The organism is Ferranicluibacter rubi (assembly GCF_011603255.1).
In the GTDB taxonomy this organism is placed as follows: domain Bacteria; phylum Pseudomonadota; class Alphaproteobacteria; order Rhizobiales; family Rhizobiaceae; genus Ferranicluibacter; species Ferranicluibacter rubi.
Genome location: NZ_JAANCM010000006.1, coordinates 243,247 through 265,991, shown reverse-complemented (window position 1 = coordinate 265,991; position 22,745 = coordinate 243,247). Strand labels below are relative to the sequence as shown.

Genomic DNA, 22,745 nt, shown 5'->3' with positions numbered 1-22,745 from the left:
GAAATATTGTGCAACGCTTTAAGAATTCGTTTGGAATTCACTCCTAAAACTGGGAGTGACCGCCGGAGACATCAAGCCGTTGCATAGCACCTCCCCGGTCTGATCCACAACGAAACGCCACAGTCCATTTCTCAAAGGGCCGCCGAGGTTCAGAAGAAGGCTCTGTGGCAAAGAAGGAGCATATCGTGGGGATGATTTCGTTTGGTTTCTCGTCCGATACTGAAGATATCTTGGCCGCAGTGAGCAAGGCTCAAGCAATCATCGAGTTCAGTCTCACGGGGAAGATTCTGAAAGCCAATCAGAATTTTTGCACAGCACTTGGCTATGAGCTTACCGAGATCGTCGGCCAGCATCATCATATGTTCGTGGATCCGACGGAAGCGACCAGCGCCGAATACCGCCAATTCTGGGATGCCTTGGCCGCGGGAAAGTATGACCAGCGCCAGTATAGGCGGATCGGCAAGGGCGGCAGAGAAGTCTGGATCGAAGCATCCTACAATCCGGTCTTTCGGGGCAGAAAGCCTTACAAAATCATCAAGTTCGCCACAGACATCACCGCTCAGAAGCTGAAGTCCGTCGAAGACGCGGGTAAACTCGATGCGCTGTCGCGTGCCCAGGCAGTCATCGAGTTTACGCCTGCTGGCGAAATCCTTACAGCCAATGAGAACTTCCTGACAACGCTCGGCTATCAGCTCAAAGACATCAGGGGCAAACATCATTCGATGTTCTGCGACAGGACTTACGCGGGCAGCGAAGACTATAGGCAGTTCTGGACCCGGCTGGCTGGAGGCGAGTTCATTGCGGATGAGTTCCTGCGCATCGGTAAGAACGGCAAGAAAGTTCACATCCAGGCGTCCTACAACCCGATCTTCGACATGAGCGGCAAGGTCTTCAAGATCGTAAAGTTCGCAACGGATGTCACGACCCGCGTTGAGAACGTCCATAGCCTCGCCTGTGCCTTGCAGGGGCTTGCTAGAGGCGACCTGACACAACAGCTCGGACATCCTTTTCTGCCGACGTTAGACAAACTTCGTCTCGATTTCAACAGCGCCACATCACAGCTCTGCGTTGCGATGGAAGCGGTGGCACGGAACGCGGCCGCCATTGCTTCCGCATCGCAAGAGATCCGCTCGGCCTCTGATGATCTGGCAGGCAGAACGGAGCAGCAAGCTGCTTCGGTTGAAGAAACGGCTGCTGCTCTCGAAGAGATCACCACGACAGTTTCCGACTCCAGCCATCGAGCGCAGGACGCCGGGCAGCTTGTGCGCAAAACAAAAGAGAGCGCCGAGCGCTCTGGATCGGTGGTCCGACAGGCTGTTGATGCCATGGGCCAGATCGAAAAATCAGCCGGCGAAATTTCCACCATCATTGGTGTGATCGATGAGATTGCTTTCCAGACCAACCTGCTTGCTTTGAATGCGGGCGTCGAAGCGGCGCGAGCCGGTGATGCAGGCAAAGGGTTTGCGGTTGTCGCCCAAGAGGTTCGGGAGTTGGCGCAACGCTCCGCCAAGGCTGCGCGGGAAATCAAGGATTTGATTGGTGCTTCAAACGAGCATGTCAAGCAGGGCGTTGCGCTCGTCGGGGAAACCGGCAAGGCTCTCGAAGAGATCGTCGGGCAGGTCATCTATGTCGATGCCAATGTCAGCGCCATTGTCGAGGCGTCACGCGAGCAAGCGACGGGTCTGAAAGAAATTAACACTGCTGTTAATACGATAGACCAAGGCACTCAGCAGAACGCAGCCATGGTTGAGGAAACGTCTGCTGCCTCGCATGGCCTCGCTAGAGAAGCTGAGGAACTGTTTCAGCTTCTTTCACGCTTCAATGTCGGCGCTGGGACAGCCATACGCCCGTCGCAGCCGGCGTCGCGCGTCGACCCGATCCCGTCATCTGTTCCCCCTGTAGGACAGATGACTTCGAAGGTCGCCTACGCTGTCTGTGGGAATGCTGCGGTTAAATCAGAAAGCTGGGAAGAGTTTTGATGGGCAAGCCCGACGAGAGGACAATCTTGATGCTTCATGCATCATGACGAAACCTCCGGCGATGGGCCCCCAAAGAGGTGACAACAGCGCCCGCACCATGCAAAGGAACACAGTAATCTTGCCTCACTATCAATATGCGAAACAGGAAGCTGAAATAAGAAAACGACTGCATAGTCAGATTGTTTTCGGCGTTGGTTGCGCTGGACTCGTCATCAGCTTTCTGATCAACCCGGGTTTTGATGTTCGTCCTACGATGGCATTTGTGCCGACTGCGATGTTGCTTTGCGCGGTGTGCGTCGCGATTGTGTGGGTCACCAACTTCAGAGCTCTTAGGGCACTGAGCATGAGCTACACGGCGCTCTTATCATTGGGGTTTCGGATCCAGCTTGACGCTATGGGAGAGCTGGGTCCCTACTGGGCTGCAGTAGTGTCCGTGGAAATAATCTTGGGAACGGCACTGGTCTTCAATAGTCGAGCTGAGTACCTGATCAGTTGCCTCATATCGGTTGTGACTTTATTTGCTGGGCAGCCAAGCTCCTACTTTGCGACCGTCTCGGCTCCCCTTCTTTCTTTGTCGATCGTCTCCTCCGTTTTGATTGGTTGCCTTCTCAATCATGCTGTTATGAACTGCATCCGGGAGATCTATATTACGAAACAAAAATTCAAGAAACTATCAAGTGTCGATGCCTTGACGGGGTTGAGCAACCGTCGCGCTTTCATGGAGCACTTTCAGTCTACTCTTGCAGAGCCCAAGGGTCCTCTGCGCTATTTTGCTATGATCGACATCGACAATTTCAAAGGTATCAACGACAAGTACGGCCATGAAATGGGAGATCGCGTTCTCGTCGCTTTTGCACGTCAATCAACTCAAATGTTTTCAGCTACAGAGGTCGGCCGGCTCGGCGGCGAAGAATTTGGAGTTCTGCTTGGGGGCCCTACCGACGCGGACGCTATGGCTGCGATGGAAAGCTTCCTTGCACAGGTGCGCGAAGACATGAGCGGGGCAGTACCGTTTACCTTTAGTGCCGGCCTGCTTCCGATAGACTTCGGAGATGACGCGACTCTAGTCTTAAGAAAAGCTGACGCAGCCCTCTATCTGGCGAAGCGGTTGGGGAAGGCCCGCATCATCTGGGCGGAGGCTGAAATGCAGGACGGCCTCATCGGTTCCCCACACAGCGCATCGACATTGCCTCGTGATCGAACATTTCGTTCCCGCCCAGTCCTTTGATCGGTGTGTCATGCCATGCATCCGGATATTCGCGGCATGATCTATCTGAAAGTCCCAAGGCTGCCGTGACCGCAGCTGGTAGATTGTTTCGCGCAACCCATGGCTGCTTTCATCTGCCCGAGATGATCGTCTTATATTAAACTTGTGGATAGTCAGAGTACAAAGGATGACCAGCAAACCAAAGCTGCGCATGATGCAGGCGATTGAAATCCCGGCGTTTGTCGATGAGATTATTGATACGGGTTGTGATATTTGCGCCTGCGGTGACAATATCTACACGATCGGAGACGCCGACCTGTCGGACAAAGAGTACGAGATTGCAGCTCCCCAACTCCGGGAGATCAACAGAAAATTTGGCGATCGGGATTACCTGCGGCGAGAAATTGTTGCCTACCTGCGCTCACTCGGCCGTTACATCGATAGTCCGGATGTGGAGCACTGGACTTTGAACCTTCCGCCGCCATGAATGCATTCTGAACGTTGTTGGTACGCCGGAAGGCGAGGGCCTAGCACCGAAAGCTTTCGACAACGAGGTGCCGCCCTCGAAGACGAGGCTCTTGCCAGGGGCTGTTGCGTAGAGCGTTTGGAGCGCCCACACGACCTAAACGTCCTTTTCGAGCAGGTGTATTGGACGCTGCGATCTGTCTGACGCGATCGCCAGAACCACATGCTTGTCGTCGATCGAGAGTTGGAGGAAGTGATCAGCCATGGGCGGCCTTTCCCACGCTTCGTGCAAGCCACGTGGGAAACTGGTGTGCTGCAGCAAGGAGTTCAGTAAAGGCTTCAGGTGAAAGTTTCCGCTTGATGCTTGAGAGCGCCTCTTCTGCTCTTTCCGGCCCCAGCCACGCGAGCGCGCGCACAGCAACCCCCGCCGGCCGGTTGGCGAGCGAAAGCTGCCATGGAGGAGCATGTTTCAGCTCAACCTCCTGGCTTCCGACACTCATTGTCCGGCTGCGGCCGGAGGTCAGATAAATAGAGCGAACAGGGACCTGGGTCGTCAGCCCGAGGGCATTGGCAGCCGCTGCTCCGTTTGAAACGATAACCTCGCCACGTTGATGTGCAACTGCCGCGGCGGCTTGCTCGACAGTCGGTGGCCTGCTTCCGAACCGGCTTTTGATAGCCTTCATGTAAATACCACGTCCCGCTCTGATCAGCTCTCCACGCTCATGCAGACGCGACAGCGCCTGGTCCACAGCAGCACGATTGCCGAGATGCAGCAGGCTTTTCGCGGACAGGGCGGCACCCTCTGGCAATTGCTCAGCATATCCGAGAATTTGAGATGTAAGGTGCTGCATGGCGTTCCTCTGTCAGAGATATAAGCATTTTTTGACACTCTACAAGCGACGTCATAAGGGCAGCTGTCAGGCAGCCTGCTCGATCTGTAAGAAACTTCTCTGCCGGTACTGGTGCTGCCAGCCTTTGGCAGCATCGTGGTCAGCCCTACGGCGTCAGCGGCGTCATCGACATTGTGTTGGTCCAGCGCCTGGAAGCTCCGCATCTATCGTTGAGCCTTAACCTCTTCGCTTAAATGATCATCGTGCTGTGACCATTCTCATCGTTTGCACCTGCCGGTGGCCCGCAGCAACCACGAAGCAACACCCCGTGTAAGCACCGATCTCGCGACATTTTTCGCACCGCGACGCTAGCAAAAATCCAGACGTAGAGAGGCCGTCTGGCGAAAATTGAACGGTTATCTCCAATTCAACCTCGTGTGACCTTCCTTTCCCAAAATCCTCTACTTGCGACTATCTCAAATTCGCGCCACTATGAGAACACGTAGCTTTTCTAGATGGCAAGCCGCACCAAATCAGCTGATCTTCGCCAGTGGCCAGCCAAAGGAATGAACCAGCGATGCTGAAGACCGACACCCGTCAGGCGAATTGGCGCCGGGCCAATCCGGCAAAGTACGATGCGCACCTGGCCGTGCAGCGAGCCGTCAAGGCAGGGGATCTTGCCAAACAACCCTGCGAGGTCTGCGGCATCGACACGGTCGACGCGCATCACGACCAGTACGAGGACCCTCTCGACGTGCGCTGGCTGTGCCGCCGTCATCACACCCGCCTGCATCACTATGGCGAGGACATGTTTCCGGTCCGGACCGTTTGACGGAGCTAAGAGCGTCTACGCCATCTTTTCGGCCAATCCGTGAACACGAGCTCGTGTCCGCTCATCATCTTACCGGCTCAACCCGAGCCCCTTCGTTCGGCTGAGCTGATGCTTTAACGTATGATCCCGCGTGAGCTCCGCCATGCGGGTGCGCTCCACGATGCGGGCAACGCTCTTGATCGTCTCGGCCTGTTTTGCAAGCTCGGGACGCTTCTCAAGGTCGGGGGAAAAGTTCCGCGGATCGGAATGCCCGAACCGAAGAGTGAGCGCATCGGCCACCCGCTTTGCCTCTTCCAGCGCGATCCTCCCCTCCGGCGTTGACCGCAACTGATCGATGAGCGGACCCTGTTTGTCGATCGCTGCCTTTTCCACCTGGGCAATGAGCTCGAAGCTGCGAGGTGTCAGGCCAGGCACCTCGACGCCATCGCGTTTCTCGCGCTGCCAGGTTTCCGATGCCCGCTCCGCATCCAGGCGCCGTTCCCAGGCTTTCGAGACATGGCCGATATGGGCGGCGACCGCGTTTGCGATGTCTCTCGCTTGTCTGCGCTCCTTGTTGTCGCCAAGCAGCCCCGACTTGCCACGCAGCTCCCCGAACCGCTCGAGCTGTCTGGCCATGAGGGTTGCGAGCTCCGCCCCCCTCCCTGTCTTCTCGGTGATGCCCATTCGCAGCTGTCGTGTGACGGTTTCCGGATCCTGGAACACCTGCTGCACGAGCGATGCGACGGTCCCGAACGTGTGCTCGATCACCGATGCGGCCTTCTCGCGCGCGACGTCCTCGATACCGCGGTCGTAGCGGGTGACGGCGGGCACGAGGGGTGCTGGGCGTTCGGACACTGTGGAGTGCTCGGTCCGCTCAATGGACGCATTGTGCGCCTGACTGAACGGTGACTTCGTAGACGTGCCAGATATCGAGGAACACCCGCTACTCTTGGGTCGGGAGCGCGCTCATCGCGCGTCTCTTGGTTCTCGTCGGCTTTGGGCTTGCGGACCACGAGGCGGCCGTTCATCGGCAGGCAGGTAATCTGGATGTTGAACCCCTCGCCGTCTTCGTGCGACCAGGCTGCGCCGATCTTGGTCCAGTAGGCTTTCTTGCGCTCGCCTTCGACGTGGTAGACGGCGTGGGAGGGCTTGTTGGTTCGGTTGTCATAAGATTTTTTCCCTTGGTTTCTCCGGCTACGTCCATCGAGGCCGGTCTGGGAGTTCAGGCGGCGGCACTCCGCCGCTCACGGTCAGCGGGCCACACGGGAGCGCAGCGAACGGAGCGGGCGGCCCGATTGACGGGAAAAGGCCACGACGCAAAACCCGACCACACCCAGGCCGAGATGACGTCAGACGGAACATGGGAAAATCAACAGCCGGGCAATAACCTACATACCCCTCTCGTCAGGCGGATTGAGAACTGGACCATGGCAGCCCTTGGCACGGCTGATGGTTCAACCCTGTCATTCGCAGGACCTCCGAGGCACGCCTGTCACTAGGGTAGCGTGTCAGGCGCTGAACAGATCGAGGATTAGTTTGCGCAGTGGGTCTTCGTCACCGCCGAAGCTGTCGATCATCGCCGCAATGACGCGATCGCGGGCCAGTTGGTCATCATTGAACGGAAGCCTGGCCTGTTCGGTCAACATCGACAGTAAAGCCAGCTGGGTTCGGCAATTGCCCGCACGGAACGGGTGAATGGCGTTGAGCCACGCAAGTATCTCAGCGGCCAAATCCGCGAATTCGGCGGGGCGCTTGTCAGCGAGGAAACTATGGTCTTCAAGCGCTGCGAACGCGGCTTTCATCTGTTGGTCGATATGCTCCGGATAGCAAAACCAGTTGGAACCCTTGCCGATCCGGATAGTCCGCGCTGTCCCGGCCCAATCGTAAACGTCCTGGAAGAGGTGATGGTGGAGGGCCACGTATGCAGATAATCAAACCGGCCCGCCGGCGGCGTTTCATCAGCCCTTATGAGGAACAGCGCCAGTTCGTCCTCGTCGAGGTCATTCGGGCTACGCAGATCGAGCTTGTTGATCAGCCCGAATGCACGATCAAGTATTTTGTGGAGCCCATTTCTACGTTACCAATGCGGTCAACAGTGACGCCTTTGAAGGGGAGATGGCATGCGATCCGTTCTTGAACAGCTTGAGTCGCGACGGGCCGAAGCAAAGCTCGGCGGCGGTCAGAAGCGCATCGATGCCCAGCACGGCAAAGGCAAGCTTACGGCACGCGAGCGGATCGAGGTTCTTTTGGATGAGGGCTCGTTCGAAGAGTACGACATGTATGTGACGCACCGTGCCGTTGACTTCGGAATGGCCGGTCAGAAGATTGCCGGCGACGGGGTCGTGACGGGCTGGGGCACGATCAACGGCCGGCAGGTCTATGTCTTCTCCCAGGATTTCACCGTTCTCGGCGGTTCGTTGTCGGAAACGCACGCGCAAAAAATCTGCAAGATCATGGATATGGCGGTCAAGGTCGGCGCACCGGTGATCGGCCTCAACGATAGCGGAGGCGCCCGCATTCAGGAGGGGGTCGCGTCGCTGGCCGGCTATGCCGACGTGTTCAAGCGCAATGTCGACGCCTCCGGCGTCATCCCCCAGATTTCGGTGATTATGGGACCTTGCGCCGGCGGGGCGGTCTATTCGCCGGCCATGACCGACTTCATTTTCATGGTTCGCGACAGTTCCTACATGTTCGTGACCGGCCCGGACGTCGTGAAGACGGTGACCAACGAGATCGTCACCGCCGAGGAACTGGGCGGTGCGCGAACCCACACCACAAAATCATCCGTCGCGGATGGCGCCTTTGAAAACGACGTGGAAGCGCTCGAGCAGATCCGCCTGCTGTTCGACTTCCTGCCTCTCAACAACCGCGAACAGGCGCCCGTGCGCCCATTCTTCGACGACCCCGCCCGGATCGAGCACCGCCTCGACACGCTGGTCCCGGCTTCGTCGAACAAGCCCTACGACATGCGGGAATTGATTCTGGCGATTGCAGACGAGGGCGACTTCTTCGAGATCCAGGAGGCGTTTGCCCGGAACATCATCACCGGCTTCATCCGCATAGAGGGGCAATCCGTCGGCGTCGTCGCCAATCAGCCAATGGTACTGGCTGGCTGCCTCGATATGGATTCCGCCCGTAAGGCGGCGCGGTTCGTCCGGTTCTGCGATGCGTTCAATATTCCCATTCTGACCCTGGTCGATGTCCCCGGGTTCCTTCCCGGAACGTCGCAGGAGTATGGCGGCGTCATCAAGCACGGCGCCAAGCTGCTTTTCGCCTACGGTCAGGCGACGGTGCCGATGGTCACGCTGATCACGCGCAAAGCCTATGGCGGAGCCTACGACGTGATGGCCTCCAAGCACATCGGCGCCGATGTCAACTACGCCTGGCCGACAGCCGAGATCGCCGTCATGGGTGCAAAAGGCGCCACCGAAATCCTGTACCGGTCGGAGCTTGGCGATCCCGACAAAGTCGCAGAGCGCACCAAGGAATACGAAGAGCGGTTCGCCAACCCCTTCGTCGCCGCCGAGCGCGGTTTCATCGATGAGGTCATCATGCCGCATTCGTCCCGCCGCCGCATTGCCCGGGCCTTCGCTTCGCTTCGCAACAAGCAAAGCCATGTGCATTGGCGCAAGCACGACACGATACCGTTGTGAGTACCGTGTCGAGTACGATGAACCTGAGAGACGCCGTTGCGGAGGATGAATTCGCCCTGCGGCTGGAAGAATGCCGGATGTCCACGGGCACGGCATCGGTCGTCGGATCGTCGATCAAATCGAAGGCCATCACGATGGAACGGTCGCCAAACCTCAACAGCGCTTCAGTCGCGGGATAACCCATGTTCAAAAAAATTCTGATTGCGAACCGCGGTGAAATCGCCTGTCGGGTTATCAAGACGGCCAAGAAGATGGGCATCGCCACCGTCGCCGTCTATTCCGATGCCGATGCTGATGCGCTCCATGTGAAGATGGCTGACGAGGCGGTGCATATCGGCGCAGCGCCGTCGAACCAGTCCTATATCGTCATCGACAGGATCCTGGATGCGATCCGCAAGACCGGCGCCGATGCCGTTCATCCGGGTTACGGCTTCCTGTCGGAAAACGCCGCTTTCGCAGAAGCGCTGGAGACGGAAGGCGTCGTTTTCATCGGTCCGCCGGTCGGCGCCATTCAGGCGATGGGCGACAAGATCACCTCGAAGAAGCTGGCGGCGGAAGCCGGCGTCTCCACGGTTCCCGGCCATATGGGCCTGATCGCCGATGCCGACGAGGCGGTGAAGATCGCTGGCGAAATCGGCTACCCGGTCATAATCAAGGCGTCTGCGGGCGGCGGCGGCAAGGGTATGCGCATCGCCTGGAACGATGCCGAGGCGCGAGAAGGCTTTCAGTCCTCCAAGAACGAGGCCAAGGCTTCCTTCGGTGACGACCGCATCTTCATCGAGAAATTCGTCACGCAGCCGCGCCACATTGAGATTCAGGTGCTCGGCGACAAGCACGGCACCGTGCTCTATCTCGGTGAGCGTGAATGCTCCATCCAGCGACGAAACCAGAAGGTCATCGAGGAGGCTCCCTCACCGTTCCTCAACGAGGACACCCGCCGCGCCATGGGCGAGCAGGCCGTCGCGCTGTCGAAGGCCGTCGGCTATCACTCGGCCGGCACGGTCGAGTTTATCGTCGATGGCGACAGAAACTTCTACTTCCTCGAAATGAACACCCGCCTGCAGGTCGAGCACCCGGTAACGGAGCTGATCACCGGCATCGACCTCGTCGAGCAGATGATCCGGGTTGCCGCGGGCGAAAGGCTGTCTCTTGGCCAGGACGACGTCAAACTGAACGGCTGGGCGATCGAAAGCCGGCTGTATGCCGAGGACCCCTACCGTAATTTCCTGCCTTCGATCGGACGGCTGTCACGCTATCGCCCGCCGCAGGAAGGCAAGAGACCGGACGGCACGGTCGTGCGCAACGACACGGGCGTCTTCGAAGGCGGCGAGATTTCGATGTATTACGACCCGATGGTCGCCAAGCTCTGCACCTGGGCGCCGGACCGGCTTGCGGCCATCGATGCGATGAGCGCTGCGCTGGATGATTTCGAGGTCGAGGGGATCGGCCACAACCTGCCCTTCCTCTCGGCCGTGATGCAGCATGACCGGTTTCGGTCGGGCAACATCACCACAGCCTTCATCACTGAGGAGTTTCCCGACGGTTTCCACGGCGTCGCGCCGGACACCACGGCAGCCCGGAAACTGGCAACGATCGCAACCCACATCAACCACACACTCCAGAGCCGCGCCGCGCAGATCTCCGGAACGATCGGCAACCACCGGCGGATTATTGGGCGACACTGGGTGGCAACGATTGCCGACCAGACGTTCGAGCTAACGCTGGATTCTTCTGCAGAGACGACGACAGTGCAGTTCGCCGATGGAACGGTATCGACGATCTCGGGTCGGTGGCAGCCGGGACAAAGCCATGCCCATTTCTCGGTGGATGGAGAGCAGATCGGCGTCAAGATCTCCCACTCCGGGGTGGGAATTCGTCTTCGCTGGCGAGGCATGGATCTGATGGCCCATGTGAGAGAGCCGAGGGTGGCACAGCTCGCGCGCCTGATGCCGGTCAAACTGCCGCCCGATACCTCGAAGATGCTTCTCTGCCCGATGCCCGGCATCATTACCGTGATCGCGGTTCAGGAGGGTGAGCAGGTCGAGGCCGGCCAGGCGCTTGCGATCGTCGAAGCGATGAAAATGGAAAATACCTTGCGCGCCGAAAGACGCGCGACGGTGAAGCGCATTGCCGCATCGGCCGGCCAGAGCCTTGCGGTCGATGAACTGATCATGGAGTTCCAGTGATGTCCGATGCGAAAACAGTTGCCGACTGGAAGGCGCTGGCTGAGCGCGAGCTGAAAGCCCCTGAGGAAACGCTTACCTGGCACACGCCCGAGGGCATCGACGTCAAGCCGCTCTATACCCAGGCCGATCTGAAAGGTGTCGATCATCTGGACTCCTTGCCGGGATTTGCACCTTTTACCCGCGGGCCACGCGCAACCATGTATGCAGGTCGCCCCTGGACCATCCGGCAGTATGCCGGCTTCTCGACGGCCGAAGCGTCGAACGCCTTTTACAAGCGCAACCTTGCCGCCGGGCAGAAAGGCTTGTCCGTCGCCTTCGATCTCGCGACCCATCGGGGTTACGACAGCGATCACCCCCGTGTCGAGGGCGATGTCGGCAAGGCCGGCGTGGCGATCGACAGCGTGGAGGATATGAAGATCCTGTTCGACGGCATCCCGCTGGACGAGATGTCGGTGTCGATGACCATGAATGGCGCCGTGATCCCGATCCTTGCCAGTTTCATCGTCGCAGGCGAAGAACAAGGGGTCTCGCGCGAAAAACTCTCGGGCACCATCCAGAACGACATCCTCAAGGAGTTCATGGTCCGCAACACCTATATCTACCCGCCCGAGCCCTCGATGCGGATCATCGCCGACATCATCGAATACACGGCGAAGGAGATGCCCCGTTTCAACTCCATCTCGATTTCCGGCTATCACATTCAGGAGGCCGGCTCGACGCTGGTGCAGGAACTGGCCTTCACTTTGGCCGATGGTCGCGAATATGTGCGCGCCGCGCTGGCCAAGGGATTGAACGTCGACGCCTTTGCCGGTCGCCTTTCGTTCTTCTTCGCCATCGGCATGAACTTCTTCATGGAGGCAGCCAAACTGCGTGCCGCGCGCCTTCTCTGGTCGCGCATCATGGCGGAGTTCGAGCCGAAACTGGCCTCAAGCCTGATGCTGCGCACCCATTGCCAGACCTCCGGCGTCTCGCTGCAGGAACAGGACCCCTACAACAACGTCATCCGCACGGCCTACGAGGCGCTGTCGGCGGTGCTCGGCGGCACGCAGTCGCTGCACACCAATGCGCTCGACGAGGCGATCGCCCTGCCGACCGAGTTTTCCGCCCGCATCGCCCGCAACACCCAGCTGATCCTGCAGCACGAGACCGGCGTCACCCGCGTGGTCGATCCGCTGGCTGGCTCCTATTATGTCGAAAGCCTGACCGACGAGCTCGCCACCAAGGCCTGGGAGCTGATCGAGGAGATCGAGGCGCTGGGCGGCATGACCAAGGCGGTCGCGACCGGCATGCCGAAGCGCCGGATCGAGGAAGCGGCCACCCGCCGGCAGGCCGCCGTCGACCGTGGCGAGGAGGTCATCGTCGGCGTCAACAAATACCGGCTCGAAGACGAGGACCCGCTCGACATTCTCGACATCGACAATGCCGCCGTGCGCATCGCCCAGATCCGGCGCATTGAGGAGACCAAGCGTCGCCGCGATCCGGCAGCGGTCAAAGCGACGCTGGCGGCACTGACCGGGATTGCACTCCAGGGTCACGGCAATCTGCTGGCCGCCGCCGTCGATGCGGCTCGGGCACGCGCCACGGTGGGCGAGATCTCCGATGCCATGCGCATGGTTTTCGGCGATCACACTGCCGTTTCCGAGGTCGTCGCCGATGTCTATGGCGCGGCCTACGAGAACGATCCGGAATATACCACGCTGGTCGGCCGGCTCGGCGAGTTCGCCGCCGCGCTTTCGGTCAAGCCGAAGATCATGGTCGCCAAGCTTGGCCAGGATGGCCATGACCGCGGCGCCAAGATCATCGCCTCGGCCTTCGGCGACATCGGCTTCGAGGTGCTGGTCGGTCCGCTGTTTCAGACGCCGGACGAGGCTGCCGAGATGGCGGTGAAGAACAGGGTTCACGTGGTCGGAATGTCGTCTCTGGCTGCCGGCCACAAAACGCTGGCGCCGCAGCTGGTCGCGGCCCTGAAGGCGCGCGGTGCCGACAACGTCATCGTCGTCGTCGGTGGCGTCATTCCGCGCCAGGATTACGAATTCCTGCTCGAAAACGGTGTCTCCGCCGTCTTCGGGCCGGGCACGAACGTTCTTGAGGCGGCCCGCACGGTGATCGATCTGATGCAGGGCAAATTGCGCAACCAGTGAGGCAGCATGTTAGGACCCATCAATCACATCGCGATCGCGGTCCCGGACCTCAATGCGGCCATCGCGCTCTACGAGGCTCTGGGGGCGCAGGTATCCAAGCCACAGGATCTGCCCGAACATGGGGTCACCGTCGTCTTCATCGAATTGCCGAATACGAAGATCGAGCTTCTGTATCCGCTCGGTGAGAACTCGCCGATAGCGTCTTTCCTTGCCAAGAACCCGTCGGGTGGCATTCACCACCTTTGCTTCGAGGTCAGCGACATCGATGGCGCAGGCCGAGAAATGAACGACATCGGGGTTCGCATCCTCGGCTCCGGTGAGCCGAAGATCGGCGCGCATGGCCTTCCCGTCTTGTTTGCACATCCCAAGGATTTCTTCGGAACGCTGGTGGAGTTCGAAGAGGTCGCAAGACCGTAAGGATAACGCTGTTCGAGTCCGCCAGTCTGGGTCGCGGGATCCGTTTAGGCCCATACCTCGGGGCCCGTACGAACGAACGATCCCTCCTACCAGACCGAGCGCCCGCCATCGATCAACAAGGTCTGGCCGGAAATGTAGGAGCCGCCCGGTGAGGCGAGCAGGATAGCGGCGCCGACGATGTCATCAACCGTTGCGATGCGGCCCGCCGGGATTTTTGCCAGCAGCGCCTTTTCCCGCTCCTCGTCGCTCCATATGTCTTTCGAAAACGCCGTCCGAACAATCGACGGTGAGATCGCGTTGGCGCGGACGTTGAAGGCGCCGACCTCGACGGCGATGTTGCGAACGAGGCTGTTCAACGCCGCTTTTGCGGCGCCATATCCGCCGAGAACCGGGTTTGCGCGCTCTGCCGCTATGCTCGACATGAAGACGATACTGCCGTCGCGCCGCTCGACCATCGCAGGAAGGATTTGACGCACGAGCGCGAAATTCGAGACGACCGTGCCCGACAATAGTTTCTCGAACGCGTCCGGCGTCATCGCCTGCAACGGGCCGACAGGCGCTTGGGGAGCCGCGAGCGCAAACAGGATGTCCACCTTGCCGAAGGCGGACATCGAGCGCTCTCCGAACGTGGCGACGTGCTCGGGGCGGGTAATGTCGCAGACGACGCCCGCAACGTCGTAGCCCTCGCGGGATAATGTCGCGACCGCGTCGTCCAGCTCCGGCTCGAGATGACCCGAAAGAACCACTTTCGCGCCGCATTCGCACAATGCTCGTGCGATCGCGAACCCCATGCCGCTCGACGAGCCCGTCAGCGCCGCAACTCTGCCCGTCAAATCGAAGCCCTTGTACATCTTCGCTGCCCTCCTTACGCGCTGCACCTAAGCCGAGGCCTGTTCGGCCAGTATGTGCGGCTGTTGGTCGAAGCGCAGTGCAGAACCCGTCAGTTGCGGATAGAGCACCTCCACCGGCTCCGACAGCGCGCGCTTGACCTGCACGGACAGCTTGTCGGCCAGCACCTCATATGCGCCATTGGCTATGCCATCGAGACCGGCCCGCACGACATCGACCGGATCGTTCTTGCGAACGTTCAGCGCCTTCGTCATCGGCGTGTCGGTGTAGCCCATATGCAGGCTCACCACCGCGGTTCCCTGCGGAAGGAGCTCGAGGCGCAAGGCGTTCGTCGCCATCCACAGCGCTGCCTTGGCGGAACTGTAAACGGGGGGCACGACGAGCCAACTCAGCACGGACGTTACATTGAGGATCGCGCCGCCGCCATTGTTCTTCAGAACAGGGGCGAATGCCTTCGATACCGCCACGGGACCGAAGAAGTTGATATCGAAGACCCGCCGCATCGTCTCCTCGTCGGTGGTCAACAGCGGCTCGCGAAAGGCCACGCCCGCATTGTTGATCACGATGGTCGTATCCAGCGCCGTCTGTGCGGCGGAAGTCACCGATGCGTTGTCCGTGATATCCAGCACGAGCGAAACAATCCGCTCGTCGTTCCACTCGCGTTGTTGCAGGTCGGTGGCATAGATCTTTGTTGCACCCCGCTCAAGCGACTGGCGTATCCATTCCTGCCCCAGACCGCCATTGGCTCCAGTGACGAGGACGACTGCTCCGTTGAAATCCACTGACATTGTTTCATCCTGATGATGGGCGAACGAAGCCGGCAGCGCCGGGTTCGTTGCGTGTTTGAAGGGGCTGTTTAGGCTTTGAGGAAGGCGGGATCTTCGATCACGACGTCATCTTTTCGTCCGCTGACCACACTGAGGAAGATGATTGCGGCCACACCGACGATGAGCGGGCATCCGAGGATGAAGAAGATCTTCCCGATCGACCATCCCAGACTGATCGCGACGCCGCCGACCAGGCCGCTCAGAATGGCACCGAAACGGCCCAGCGCATGCATGAACGATACGCCTGTAGCTCTTGCGTCCGCCGGAAACAGGGTGGCGGCAAGGGCGTTCAGGCCGGAATTGACGCCTTGCAGCAGGATGCCCCAAATGAACGAGAGAACGATCAGGGTCTGGTAATCCAGCGTCGAGAAAGCGACGGCCCAGATGGCCGGGATCGCGATCAGCCATGCGACAGCGAGAACCTTGAACCGTCCGAACGTGTCCATGGCCGAACCGATCAACAAGGCGCCGAGAACGCCGCCGACGCTGAAGGCGGCAACGAGGATGCCCGCCTGCGATAGCTGCAACCCGGACTGCGTGATGACCAAGGGAAAATAGGTCTGGAAGAGATAGATGACGGCCAGGCCGATGAAGTAGCAGGTCGCAATGCCCACCATGATCGGCAGATAACGCTTGGAGGTGATCAGCTTGATACCCCCGACCTTCGCTTCGGTGCGTTCGCCGCCTGTACCCTTCAGGGTTGCGATATCAGCGCCGGGTAGAACCCGCTGGACGATCTCGCGAACCCGTCTTTCGCCATCGCGCTGCGTCGCCAGCCAGCCGATGGATTCCGGCACCAGCTTGAGGAAAACAGGAAGCATAACGGCAGAAAGCCCGCCGATGGCGACGAGGTACCAGCGCCAGCCCAGCATCGGGATCAGCACGGCTGCGAGGTAACCGGAAATGGCGGCGCCAGCCGTGTAGCCGGCAAAGACCGTCGTCACCACCCGTGCCCGCTTCTGTGTTGGGGCAAATTCGCTGATCAAGGCCACCGTGATCGGCATGATGGCGCCCAGCCCCAGGCATGTGAACGCCCGGATGACCAGGAAGATGTTGGCGTCCCATGCGAAGGCGCCCAGAAACGTGCCCGTGGAGACAAGCGCCACGCCCCAGCCGACCACGCTGCGGCGCCCGTATCTGTCGGCAAGCGGCCCGGCGATGGAGGCCCCGATGACCATGGCGATCAATCCACCGACGACGATGGCGCTGATAAAGGGCTTCTCCACGCCCCATAGCCGGACGAATTCCGGGTAGATGAAGCTTGCGGATTGGACGTCTGCTCCATCGAGCGCGATGATCAGAAAGCATGCGATGAGCATGAGCCATCGCTGTCTCCCCATCGGGTGATTGTCCAGTATGTGCTGAGCCGATGCTCTCAGCGTCGATCGACCGTCCGTGCGTTCCATTTTCCCCTCCCAGGGTTCGCTCAGGCGCCAAGGCGCCTCGATCCGTAACTTCGTTTTTGGATAGGCTGATCCGGCGCGGTCAACGCGCCCCGTTCTCGTCGCCGGCTCCTCCCGGGCGAGTGTCCGGCGCGGCTCGATGTCCGCGCCGTCTTCATTTACCGAGGCACGGTGTTCTCCCGAAACCACACTCTCTTCAGGCGACTGCCATCAGGCGGTAAAGAACGCCTTCAGCTCGTCGACGAAGGCGTCGATATGCTGGAAGAGAAAGCCATGGCCGGAGTCTGGATAGAGAACCAGCTTGGCGTTCGGCGCTTCCTGCGAGATGACGAACGCGCCATAGGGCGGCACCATGACATCGGTCGTGCCGTTGGCCACCAAGATCGGCATCGTCAGTTCGCCAAGCCGCGGCCTTGCGGCATCCCGCCCTCCCGACCAGTTTATGATGGCCTGCAGCTGGGCGCCGGCCGTCGCCTGCGTGGCGAGGTCTCCCGTGCGTGCCTTGGCGATACGATCGAGGCTCGCTTGGCTGGCTGCCCGGCTGCTGTCGCTATCGGCGGAAAACAGAAACACCGTATCGGCGTCCTCGATCGTTTTCTTCTGGGCGATCTCGTTGACCCGCGGGTGACGCTTTTGCGTTCCCTCCGTCACGGCTCCCGGTCCGGAACCGGCGATCACCAGTCGTTTGACCCGGTCCGGAGCGAGCAGCGCCAGGGCCTGCGCCACATAGCCACCGAGCGACCATCCCAGCGTGTGGACGGAGCCGAGCCCGATCGCATCCATCAGCGCGAGGGCGCCTTTGGCCATATCCGGAACATTGTCGGGCGTTTCGCCCTGCGAACGGGAAACGCCGACATTGTCGAAGCGAACAACTTTATGGTCCCGGGCAAGCCGCTCGATGAACAGCGGATCCCAGTCCTCGATCGTGCCGCGGAATCGTTGCAGCAGGAGCAAGGGCTCCGCATCGGCAGCACCGTCGATGCGATAGGCGAGTTTGCCGAATGCCGTTTCTGCGTACTGAATGGGGTCGTGGGTCATGGGTCCTCCCGAAGTTTCTAATATCAATAATATGATGCTCATCATATTTTATGGCAAGAGAAATCTTATAGCCAAAGACAAGCCTCTGAATTTGTGAGGATGATTTTCACAACGGAATGTGATAGTCATCATATTCCTGACGACGATGGAGCATTGTGGATGGTCAAACCCGCAACACTGAGAAAGTCCGAAGTGACGCGACGCAATATCCTGGCCGAGGCCTCCGCATCACTGAGGCGGCTCGGCCTTGAGCGGCTGTCGGTCGCCTCTTTGATGGGGAGCCTGAATCTGACGCATGGTGGTTTCTATGCGCATTTCAAATCGAAGGACGATCTGGCTGCGGAGGCGGTGACCTATGCGTTCGATGAGATCTCGGCCACGATGGTAAAAGCAACGGAAGGCCGATCTCCGCGGGAGGCTCTGATCGCCGCAATCGACCAGTATGCATCCCTGGAAAGCCGGAACTGCGTCGAGAAATCCTGCCCATCGACATCGCTCGCCAACGACGCGCCGCGGTTTCCCTCTCTCGCAAGAGAACGCTTCGCCGAGGGGCTTGAGCGTTTTCCAGCCCGCATCGAGCGCTTGCTGCGCGAGATCGGCCACGAGGATCCGCGCAGGGCCGCGCGTTCGGCCGTTTCCGAGTTGCTGGGAGCGATGATCGTGGCGCGCGCAACCCTGGACACGGACAGCGCGAGCGACATTTTGCTGGTTTCGCGTGATGCCGTGAAGAAGCGGCTGGGGCTGCTTTAGGTGTTTGGTCCCCGACGTTGATGGCGCATCACAGCATCCGGCGCCCGCGCGCGATCAACCGTGACGGCCGAGATGAACGGCAGCGGGGACACGATCTGGGTTTGCAAGGTGACGCGGGAGATACAAGCGCGGATCGAATGCCGGATTACCGATCATTCTAAGAAAGGTTCTTTCGATAAAGAAGCAGAACAACGCCGAATGTCACGCCCCCTATCGCTGTCAAGCAGAAGGACCGTCTCGACGCTGCCGGGTTGCGATGAAGGAATGCCGCTATGAAAGCGCAGAGCGACCATACCGCCGTTACGATGATCAACGCCCAGGAATACAGGAATGGCCCGAGATCGTAGCTTCCGCCGCCAATCGAGGCCCCGGAATGAGTATCGATCTGAACGGTGATCAGCGAGGTGACGGGTACGGCGAGCACCAAGAGCCATACCCAGAACCACTTGTCCCTTACCATATGTTACCTGGCTCGGCTGAAGGCCGCTTCCCATTGCCCCACATAGATCTTGGGCCCTCCCGCCATTCATTCGGATCCGGAAGAGGAAGCCATCAGTGCGGCTGTCAGGTCAATGAAAAACCGCAGCGGGATCTTTTCGAAAAAATCGACATTCCAAGTTAATTCGCTGTGACATTCGGTCTCAGAGGGCCAAGCGAACGGAGGGGAGGCTCTGCGCCTTTTAACGGCCATCGACGCTCAGGCCGCGTTCGGGAGTTTTGCGTCGCTCGCCTGAAGCAAACGCTTCGTGTAGGCGTGCTGCGGATCTCGATAGACGGCCTCCGTTGGTCCCTGTTCAACGATCTGTCCCCGATACATCACGATGGTAGAGGTTGCGAAGTCGCGGATCAGCGCAAGGTCGTGGGCGATGAAGATGTAGGAGAGGCCGAAATCGCGACGAAGCGTTTTGAGGAGGTCGATCACCTGCGCCTGCACCGAAACGTCGAGCGCCGACACCGCCTCGTCGCAGACGATGACATCCGGCTGGAGCGCCAGCGCCCGGGCGATGGCGATGCGCTGACGCTGGCCACCGGAAAACTGGTGGGGATGCCGGTCGATCTGGTCGGCTTTCAGACCGACGCGCTCCAGAAGATCGATCGCATGGTCGCGCCAGAGCGGCTTTTCCAGAACGTCGGCATGGATCGCCCAAGGCTCCGACACGATCTGGCCGACCGTCATGCGCGGGTTGAGCGAGGCCGTGGGGTCCTGGAAGACGAACTGCATCCGCCGCCGCACCCGGAAGGTTTCCTCCGACGACATGGCGTTGAGGTCGTGGCCGTCGAAGCGGATCGTGCCGAGCGTCGGCTTGTCGAGGCCGAGCAGCATGCGGGCGAGCGTCGATTTGCCCGAGCCGGATTCGCCGACGATGCCGAGCGTCTCCCCCTTGTTCAGCACGAAGCTCGCATCGTCCACCGCCTTGACGGCATTCGGGCCGATCTCGGCTTTCCCACCGGGTAACACGCCGTAGACCCGTGAGACATTGCGTACCTCCAGCAGGGGACGCTCGCTTCCGGCAACAGCCGGTTGCGGCTGGAAGCCATGGCGCCCGGGCATCGCGTCGATCAGCTTGCGGGTATAGGGATGCTGCGGCGTCGTCATGATGGCGGTTGCCGTACCCGCTTCGACGATCCGGCCGTTCTGCATGACGACCACGCGGTCGGCCACCTTCTCGACCACGCCGAGATCGTGGGTGATCAGCACGAGACCCATGCCGCTTTCCGCCTGCAACTCCTTCAGAAGCTTTAGAACCTGCGCCTGGACCGTCACGTCGAGTGCGCTGGTCGGCTCGTCGGCGATCAGCAGGTCGGGCTCGAGCGCGATGGCCGACGCGATCATGATGCGCTGGCGCTGGCCGCCGGAGAACTGGTGCGGATATTGTTTCGCCCGACGTTCCGGGTCGGGAATGCCGACGCGGCCGAGAAGATCGATCACGCGGGCGTGGGCCGTCGCCTTGTCGACGCCGTGGACCCGCAGCGTCTCGGCGATCTGCCAGCCGACGGGATAGACCGGATTGAGGGCCGCCAGCGGATCCTGGAAGATCATCGAGATGTTCTTCCCGTTGATCTTGCGGCGTTCCGCGCGCGGCGTCTTCAAAAGATCGCGACCGCGATAGAGGATCTCGCCGCTGGTGATGAGCGCCGGCGGCGCATCGACCAGATCCATCACCGCCGATGCGCTGACGCTCTTGCCGGAGCCGCTTTCGCCGAGGATCGCCAGCGTTTCGCCGGAATTAACGGACCAGCTGACGTCGGCAACGGCATGGACGACGCCGTGGCGGTTGGGGAAATCGATCGAGAGATTGCGGATGTCGAGAAGCGGCTGATCAGTCATGTCTGCCTACCGATGTCTGGAGGCGCCAGCGTTCGACCGGATCGGTGACGACGCGGAGCCAGTTGGAAAGAAGATTGAGGGCCATGGTGACGAGCATGATCGCGACGCCGGGCCAGAAGGCGAGCCACCAGGCCGAGCCCAGATAGTTGCGGCCGTCGGCCACCATCAGGCCCCAGGTCACCTCGGGCGGCTGGATGCCGATGCCGAGGAAGGAAAGGCCGGACTCCACGAGCATCACGAAGGCGATCTCGAGGGCCGCGAGGTTGATGATGGTCGGCAGGATCATCGGCGCGACATGGCGCAAGAGCACGCGGTCGGTCCGGGCGCCCATGGCGCGGGCGGCGACCACAAACATGCGCTCCTTGATCTCCAGCACCTCGGCGCGCACCGTGCGCAGGAAGATCGGGATGCGGGAGACGGCAAGCACGAGAATGACGTTGACGACGCCGGGGTCGAATACGAAGAGCACGATGACCGCCAGAAGCATGGACGGAAAGCTCATGATCGCATCCGCGAGCCGCAAGAGCACGGCGCTCGCCCATCCGCCCTTGTAGCCGGCGATCAGGCCGAGAATGCCGCCGATGGCGACGGAGATGGCGACCGCGCTGACCGCGATCAGCATCGTGTTCTGGCTGGCAACGACGATACGGGCGAGCAGGCTGCGGCCGAGCGCGTCGGCCCCGAGCACGAACAGCCATCCCTTGTCGATCGAGAACGGTGGGGCGTTGCGCGCCATGAGATTGAGGGCGCGCGCCTGATCGGCGAGCAGCCAGGGTCCGAGAAGGACGCAGGCGAGGACGAGGGTCAGGAGCGCGGCCGAGACGGTGGCCACCTTGTCCTGCCAGAGAAGGCCGAGGATCTCCCGGACGCCGGAGGATGGCGCGGCGGGCCTGACGGTGAGCGAAACGGGCGCGGCCATCTCAGCTGTACCGAATGCGCGGGTCGACGAGGGCATAGGCGATATCCACGATGATGTTGATGACGAAGACGGCGAGCGCCGTCACGAGCACAGCGGCCTGGATGACGGCGAAGTCCCGCAGCAGGACCGAGTCGATCATCAGCTTGCCGATGCCGGGAAAGCCGAACACGGTTTCCACGATGACGGCGCCGTTGACGATGCCGGCCGCCTGGTCGCTCGCCACCGTGATGACGGGGAGCAGGCCGTTGCGAAGCGCATGCACGAAGACGATGGCGCGGGAGCCGACGCCCTTGGCGCGCGCCGTCTTGATGTAGGTGGAGGACAGGGCCGTCATCATGGACGTCCGCACGACCTGAACGAGCACGCCGGTCGGCCGCAGCATGAGAACACCGACGGGCAGAATCCAATGGAGGGCCGTTCCCGTGCCGGACGTCGGCAGCACCCGCAGCGTGACGGCGAAGACGAGGACGCCGACGATCGCCACCCAGAAGTTCGGCGTGCTTGCCCCGATCAGCGAGAGAATGCTGGCGAGCCGGTCGAAAATGCCGCCGGGGCGGTAGGCTGCGAGCGAGCCGGTGATGATCGACACCAGCAGAACGAGCGGCATGGTGATGGCGGCCAGCGCCAGCGTCGTCGGAAAGGCCTGCAGCACGACATCCACGGCGGGACGCGAGAACTGCAGCGACTGTCCCATGTCGAAATGCAGGAGGCCCCACAGGAAGCGACCGAACTGTTCGATCAGTGGGTCGTTGAACCCGTACTGTTCGTTGAACTGGAAGCGCGCTTGCGCGGATGCGTCCTGTGGCAGATAGAGGTCCGCGGGCGAGCCCGTCATGCGGGCCAGAAAGAAGATGAGAATGATCAGCGCCACGAGCGAGAACACGCTCTGCAACGATCGCTTGAAGATGAAAGAACCCATATCAGCCTCCTCCGCCGGATGT

Annotated in this window: 19 protein-coding genes and 1 pseudogene; 9 read left to right on the top strand and 11 right to left on the bottom strand. The window is 60.5% G+C overall.

What is annotated here, in order from left to right; genetic code table 11:
* Window positions 1–191 precede the first annotated feature (191 nt).
* The 3 genes from G8E10_RS14065 to G8E10_RS14055 all read left to right on the top strand — a co-directional run bounded on the left by G8E10_RS14065 (window position 192) and on the right by G8E10_RS14055 (window position 3,673).
* The gene (locus G8E10_RS14065) at window positions 192–1,979 is read left to right on the top strand and encodes a methyl-accepting chemotaxis protein (RefSeq protein WP_167129861.1); all 1,788 of its coding nucleotides are present in this window, start codon (window positions 192–194) and stop codon (window positions 1,977–1,979) included.
* A gap of 43 nt (window positions 1,980–2,022) precedes the next feature.
* Complete coding sequence (locus G8E10_RS14060) at window positions 2,023–3,207, top strand: GGDEF domain-containing protein (protein ID WP_132664661.1); 1,185 nt, start codon at window positions 2,023–2,025, stop codon at window positions 3,205–3,207.
* Between the two features lie 166 nt (window positions 3,208–3,373).
* Window positions 3,374–3,673, top strand: coding sequence for a hypothetical protein (locus G8E10_RS14055; protein ID WP_343289795.1), 300 nt, complete (start codon window positions 3,374–3,376; stop codon window positions 3,671–3,673).
* A 42-nt stretch (window positions 3,674–3,715) separates the two neighbouring features.
* Here the strand turns inward: G8E10_RS14055 and G8E10_RS25985 are convergent.
* Together G8E10_RS25985 and G8E10_RS14050 are read right to left on the bottom strand one after the other, a co-directional pair.
* Window positions 3,716–3,916 (bottom strand): annotated as a pseudogene (locus tag G8E10_RS25985) (nucleotidyl transferase AbiEii/AbiGii toxin family protein); the annotation flags it as partial.
* Entirely contained in the window at window positions 3,909–4,502 is a 594-nt protein-coding gene (locus tag G8E10_RS14050) for a DUF6088 family protein (RefSeq protein ID WP_110803134.1), read from the bottom strand. The pseudogene G8E10_RS25985 and the gene G8E10_RS14050, both read right to left, overlap by 8 nt.
* 556 nt (window positions 4,503–5,058) lie before the next feature.
* Here G8E10_RS14050 and G8E10_RS14045 point away from each other — a divergent pair.
* Window positions 5,059–5,313 carry a hypothetical protein gene (locus G8E10_RS14045; protein ID WP_110808186.1) on the top strand — a complete coding sequence of 85 codons (255 nt, stop codon included), beginning with the start codon at window positions 5,059–5,061 and terminating at the stop codon, window positions 5,311–5,313.
* Between the two features lie 69 nt (window positions 5,314–5,382).
* Here the strand turns inward: G8E10_RS14045 and G8E10_RS14040 are convergent, their stop codons facing one another.
* Both G8E10_RS14040 and G8E10_RS14035 read right to left on the bottom strand, forming a co-directional pair.
* A complete protein-coding gene (locus G8E10_RS14040) occupies window positions 5,383–6,147 on the bottom strand; it encodes a BID domain-containing protein (RefSeq protein ID WP_343289794.1) in 765 nt (254 codons plus the stop codon).
* A gap of 653 nt (window positions 6,148–6,800) precedes the next feature.
* Window positions 6,801–7,211 carry a Fic/DOC family protein gene (locus tag G8E10_RS14035; RefSeq protein WP_110801990.1) on the bottom strand — a complete coding sequence of 137 codons (411 nt, stop codon included), beginning with the start codon at window positions 7,209–7,211 and terminating at the stop codon, window positions 6,801–6,803.
* A 201-nt stretch (window positions 7,212–7,412) separates the two neighbouring features.
* On the opposite strand from G8E10_RS14035, the gene G8E10_RS14030 reads away from it, so the two are divergent.
* The 4 genes from G8E10_RS14030 (at window position 7,413) to mce (ending at window position 13,689) form a co-directional block, all read left to right on the top strand.
* On the top strand, window positions 7,413–8,945 hold the full coding sequence (locus G8E10_RS14030; RefSeq protein ID WP_167129782.1) for an acyl-CoA carboxylase subunit beta: 1,533 nt from the start codon (window positions 7,413–7,415) through the stop codon (window positions 8,943–8,945).
* A gap of 182 nt (window positions 8,946–9,127) precedes the next feature.
* A complete protein-coding gene (locus G8E10_RS14025) occupies window positions 9,128–11,131 on the top strand; it encodes an acetyl-CoA carboxylase biotin carboxylase subunit (RefSeq protein WP_167129780.1) in 2,004 nt (667 codons plus the stop codon).
* Window positions 11,131–13,272, top strand: coding sequence for a methylmalonyl-CoA mutase (scpA, locus tag G8E10_RS14020; protein WP_167129778.1), 2,142 nt, complete (start codon window positions 11,131–11,133; stop codon window positions 13,270–13,272). Before G8E10_RS14025 ends, scpA begins: the two co-directional genes overlap by 1 nt.
* A 6-nt stretch (window positions 13,273–13,278) precedes the next feature.
* On the top strand, window positions 13,279–13,689 hold the full coding sequence (gene mce, locus G8E10_RS14015; protein ID WP_167129776.1) for a methylmalonyl-CoA epimerase: 411 nt from the start codon (window positions 13,279–13,281) through the stop codon (window positions 13,687–13,689).
* Window positions 13,690–13,775: 86 nt separating this feature from the next.
* Here the strand turns inward: mce and G8E10_RS14010 are convergent, their stop codons facing one another.
* The 4 genes from G8E10_RS14010 to G8E10_RS13995 form a co-directional block, all read right to left on the bottom strand.
* Complete coding sequence (locus tag G8E10_RS14010) at window positions 13,776–14,540, bottom strand: SDR family NAD(P)-dependent oxidoreductase (RefSeq protein ID WP_110808181.1); 765 nt, start codon at window positions 14,538–14,540, stop codon at window positions 13,776–13,778.
* Between the two features lie 27 nt (window positions 14,541–14,567).
* On the bottom strand, window positions 14,568–15,326 hold the full coding sequence (locus G8E10_RS14005) for an SDR family oxidoreductase (protein WP_167129774.1): 759 nt from the start codon (window positions 15,324–15,326) through the stop codon (window positions 14,568–14,570).
* A gap of 68 nt (window positions 15,327–15,394) precedes the next feature.
* Window positions 15,395–16,684, bottom strand: coding sequence for an MFS transporter (locus tag G8E10_RS14000; protein WP_165917039.1), 1,290 nt, complete (start codon window positions 16,682–16,684; stop codon window positions 15,395–15,397).
* Window positions 16,685–16,978: 294 nt separating this feature from the next.
* Window positions 16,979–17,806: an alpha/beta fold hydrolase gene (locus G8E10_RS13995; RefSeq protein ID WP_167129772.1), complete on the bottom strand. Its 828-nt coding sequence runs from the start codon at window positions 17,804–17,806 to the stop codon at window positions 16,979–16,981.
* A gap of 99 nt (window positions 17,807–17,905) precedes the next feature.
* Here G8E10_RS13995 and G8E10_RS13990 point away from each other — a divergent pair, with 99 nt between their 5' ends.
* Entirely contained in the window at window positions 17,906–18,556 is a 651-nt protein-coding gene (locus G8E10_RS13990) for a TetR/AcrR family transcriptional regulator (protein WP_167129770.1), read from the top strand.
* A gap of 697 nt (window positions 18,557–19,253) precedes the next feature.
* Here the strand turns inward: G8E10_RS13990 and G8E10_RS13985 are convergent.
* From G8E10_RS13985 to G8E10_RS13975, 3 genes are read right to left on the bottom strand one after another with little or no spacing between them, the layout of a single operon-like run.
* The gene (locus G8E10_RS13985; protein ID WP_167129768.1) at window positions 19,254–20,885 is read right to left on the bottom strand and encodes an ABC transporter ATP-binding protein; all 1,632 of its coding nucleotides are present in this window, start codon (window positions 20,883–20,885) and stop codon (window positions 19,254–19,256) included.
* Window positions 20,878–21,804: an ABC transporter permease gene (locus G8E10_RS13980; protein WP_167129858.1), complete on the bottom strand. Its 927-nt coding sequence runs from the start codon at window positions 21,802–21,804 to the stop codon at window positions 20,878–20,880. The genes G8E10_RS13985 and G8E10_RS13980 overlap by 8 nt, the downstream gene beginning before the upstream one ends.
* Before the next feature lies 1 nt (window position 21,805).
* Window positions 21,806–22,723, bottom strand: a complete 918-nt coding sequence (locus G8E10_RS13975; protein ID WP_110802004.1) for an ABC transporter permease — start codon at window positions 22,721–22,723, stop codon at window positions 21,806–21,808.
* Window positions 22,724–22,745 lie beyond the last annotated feature (22 nt).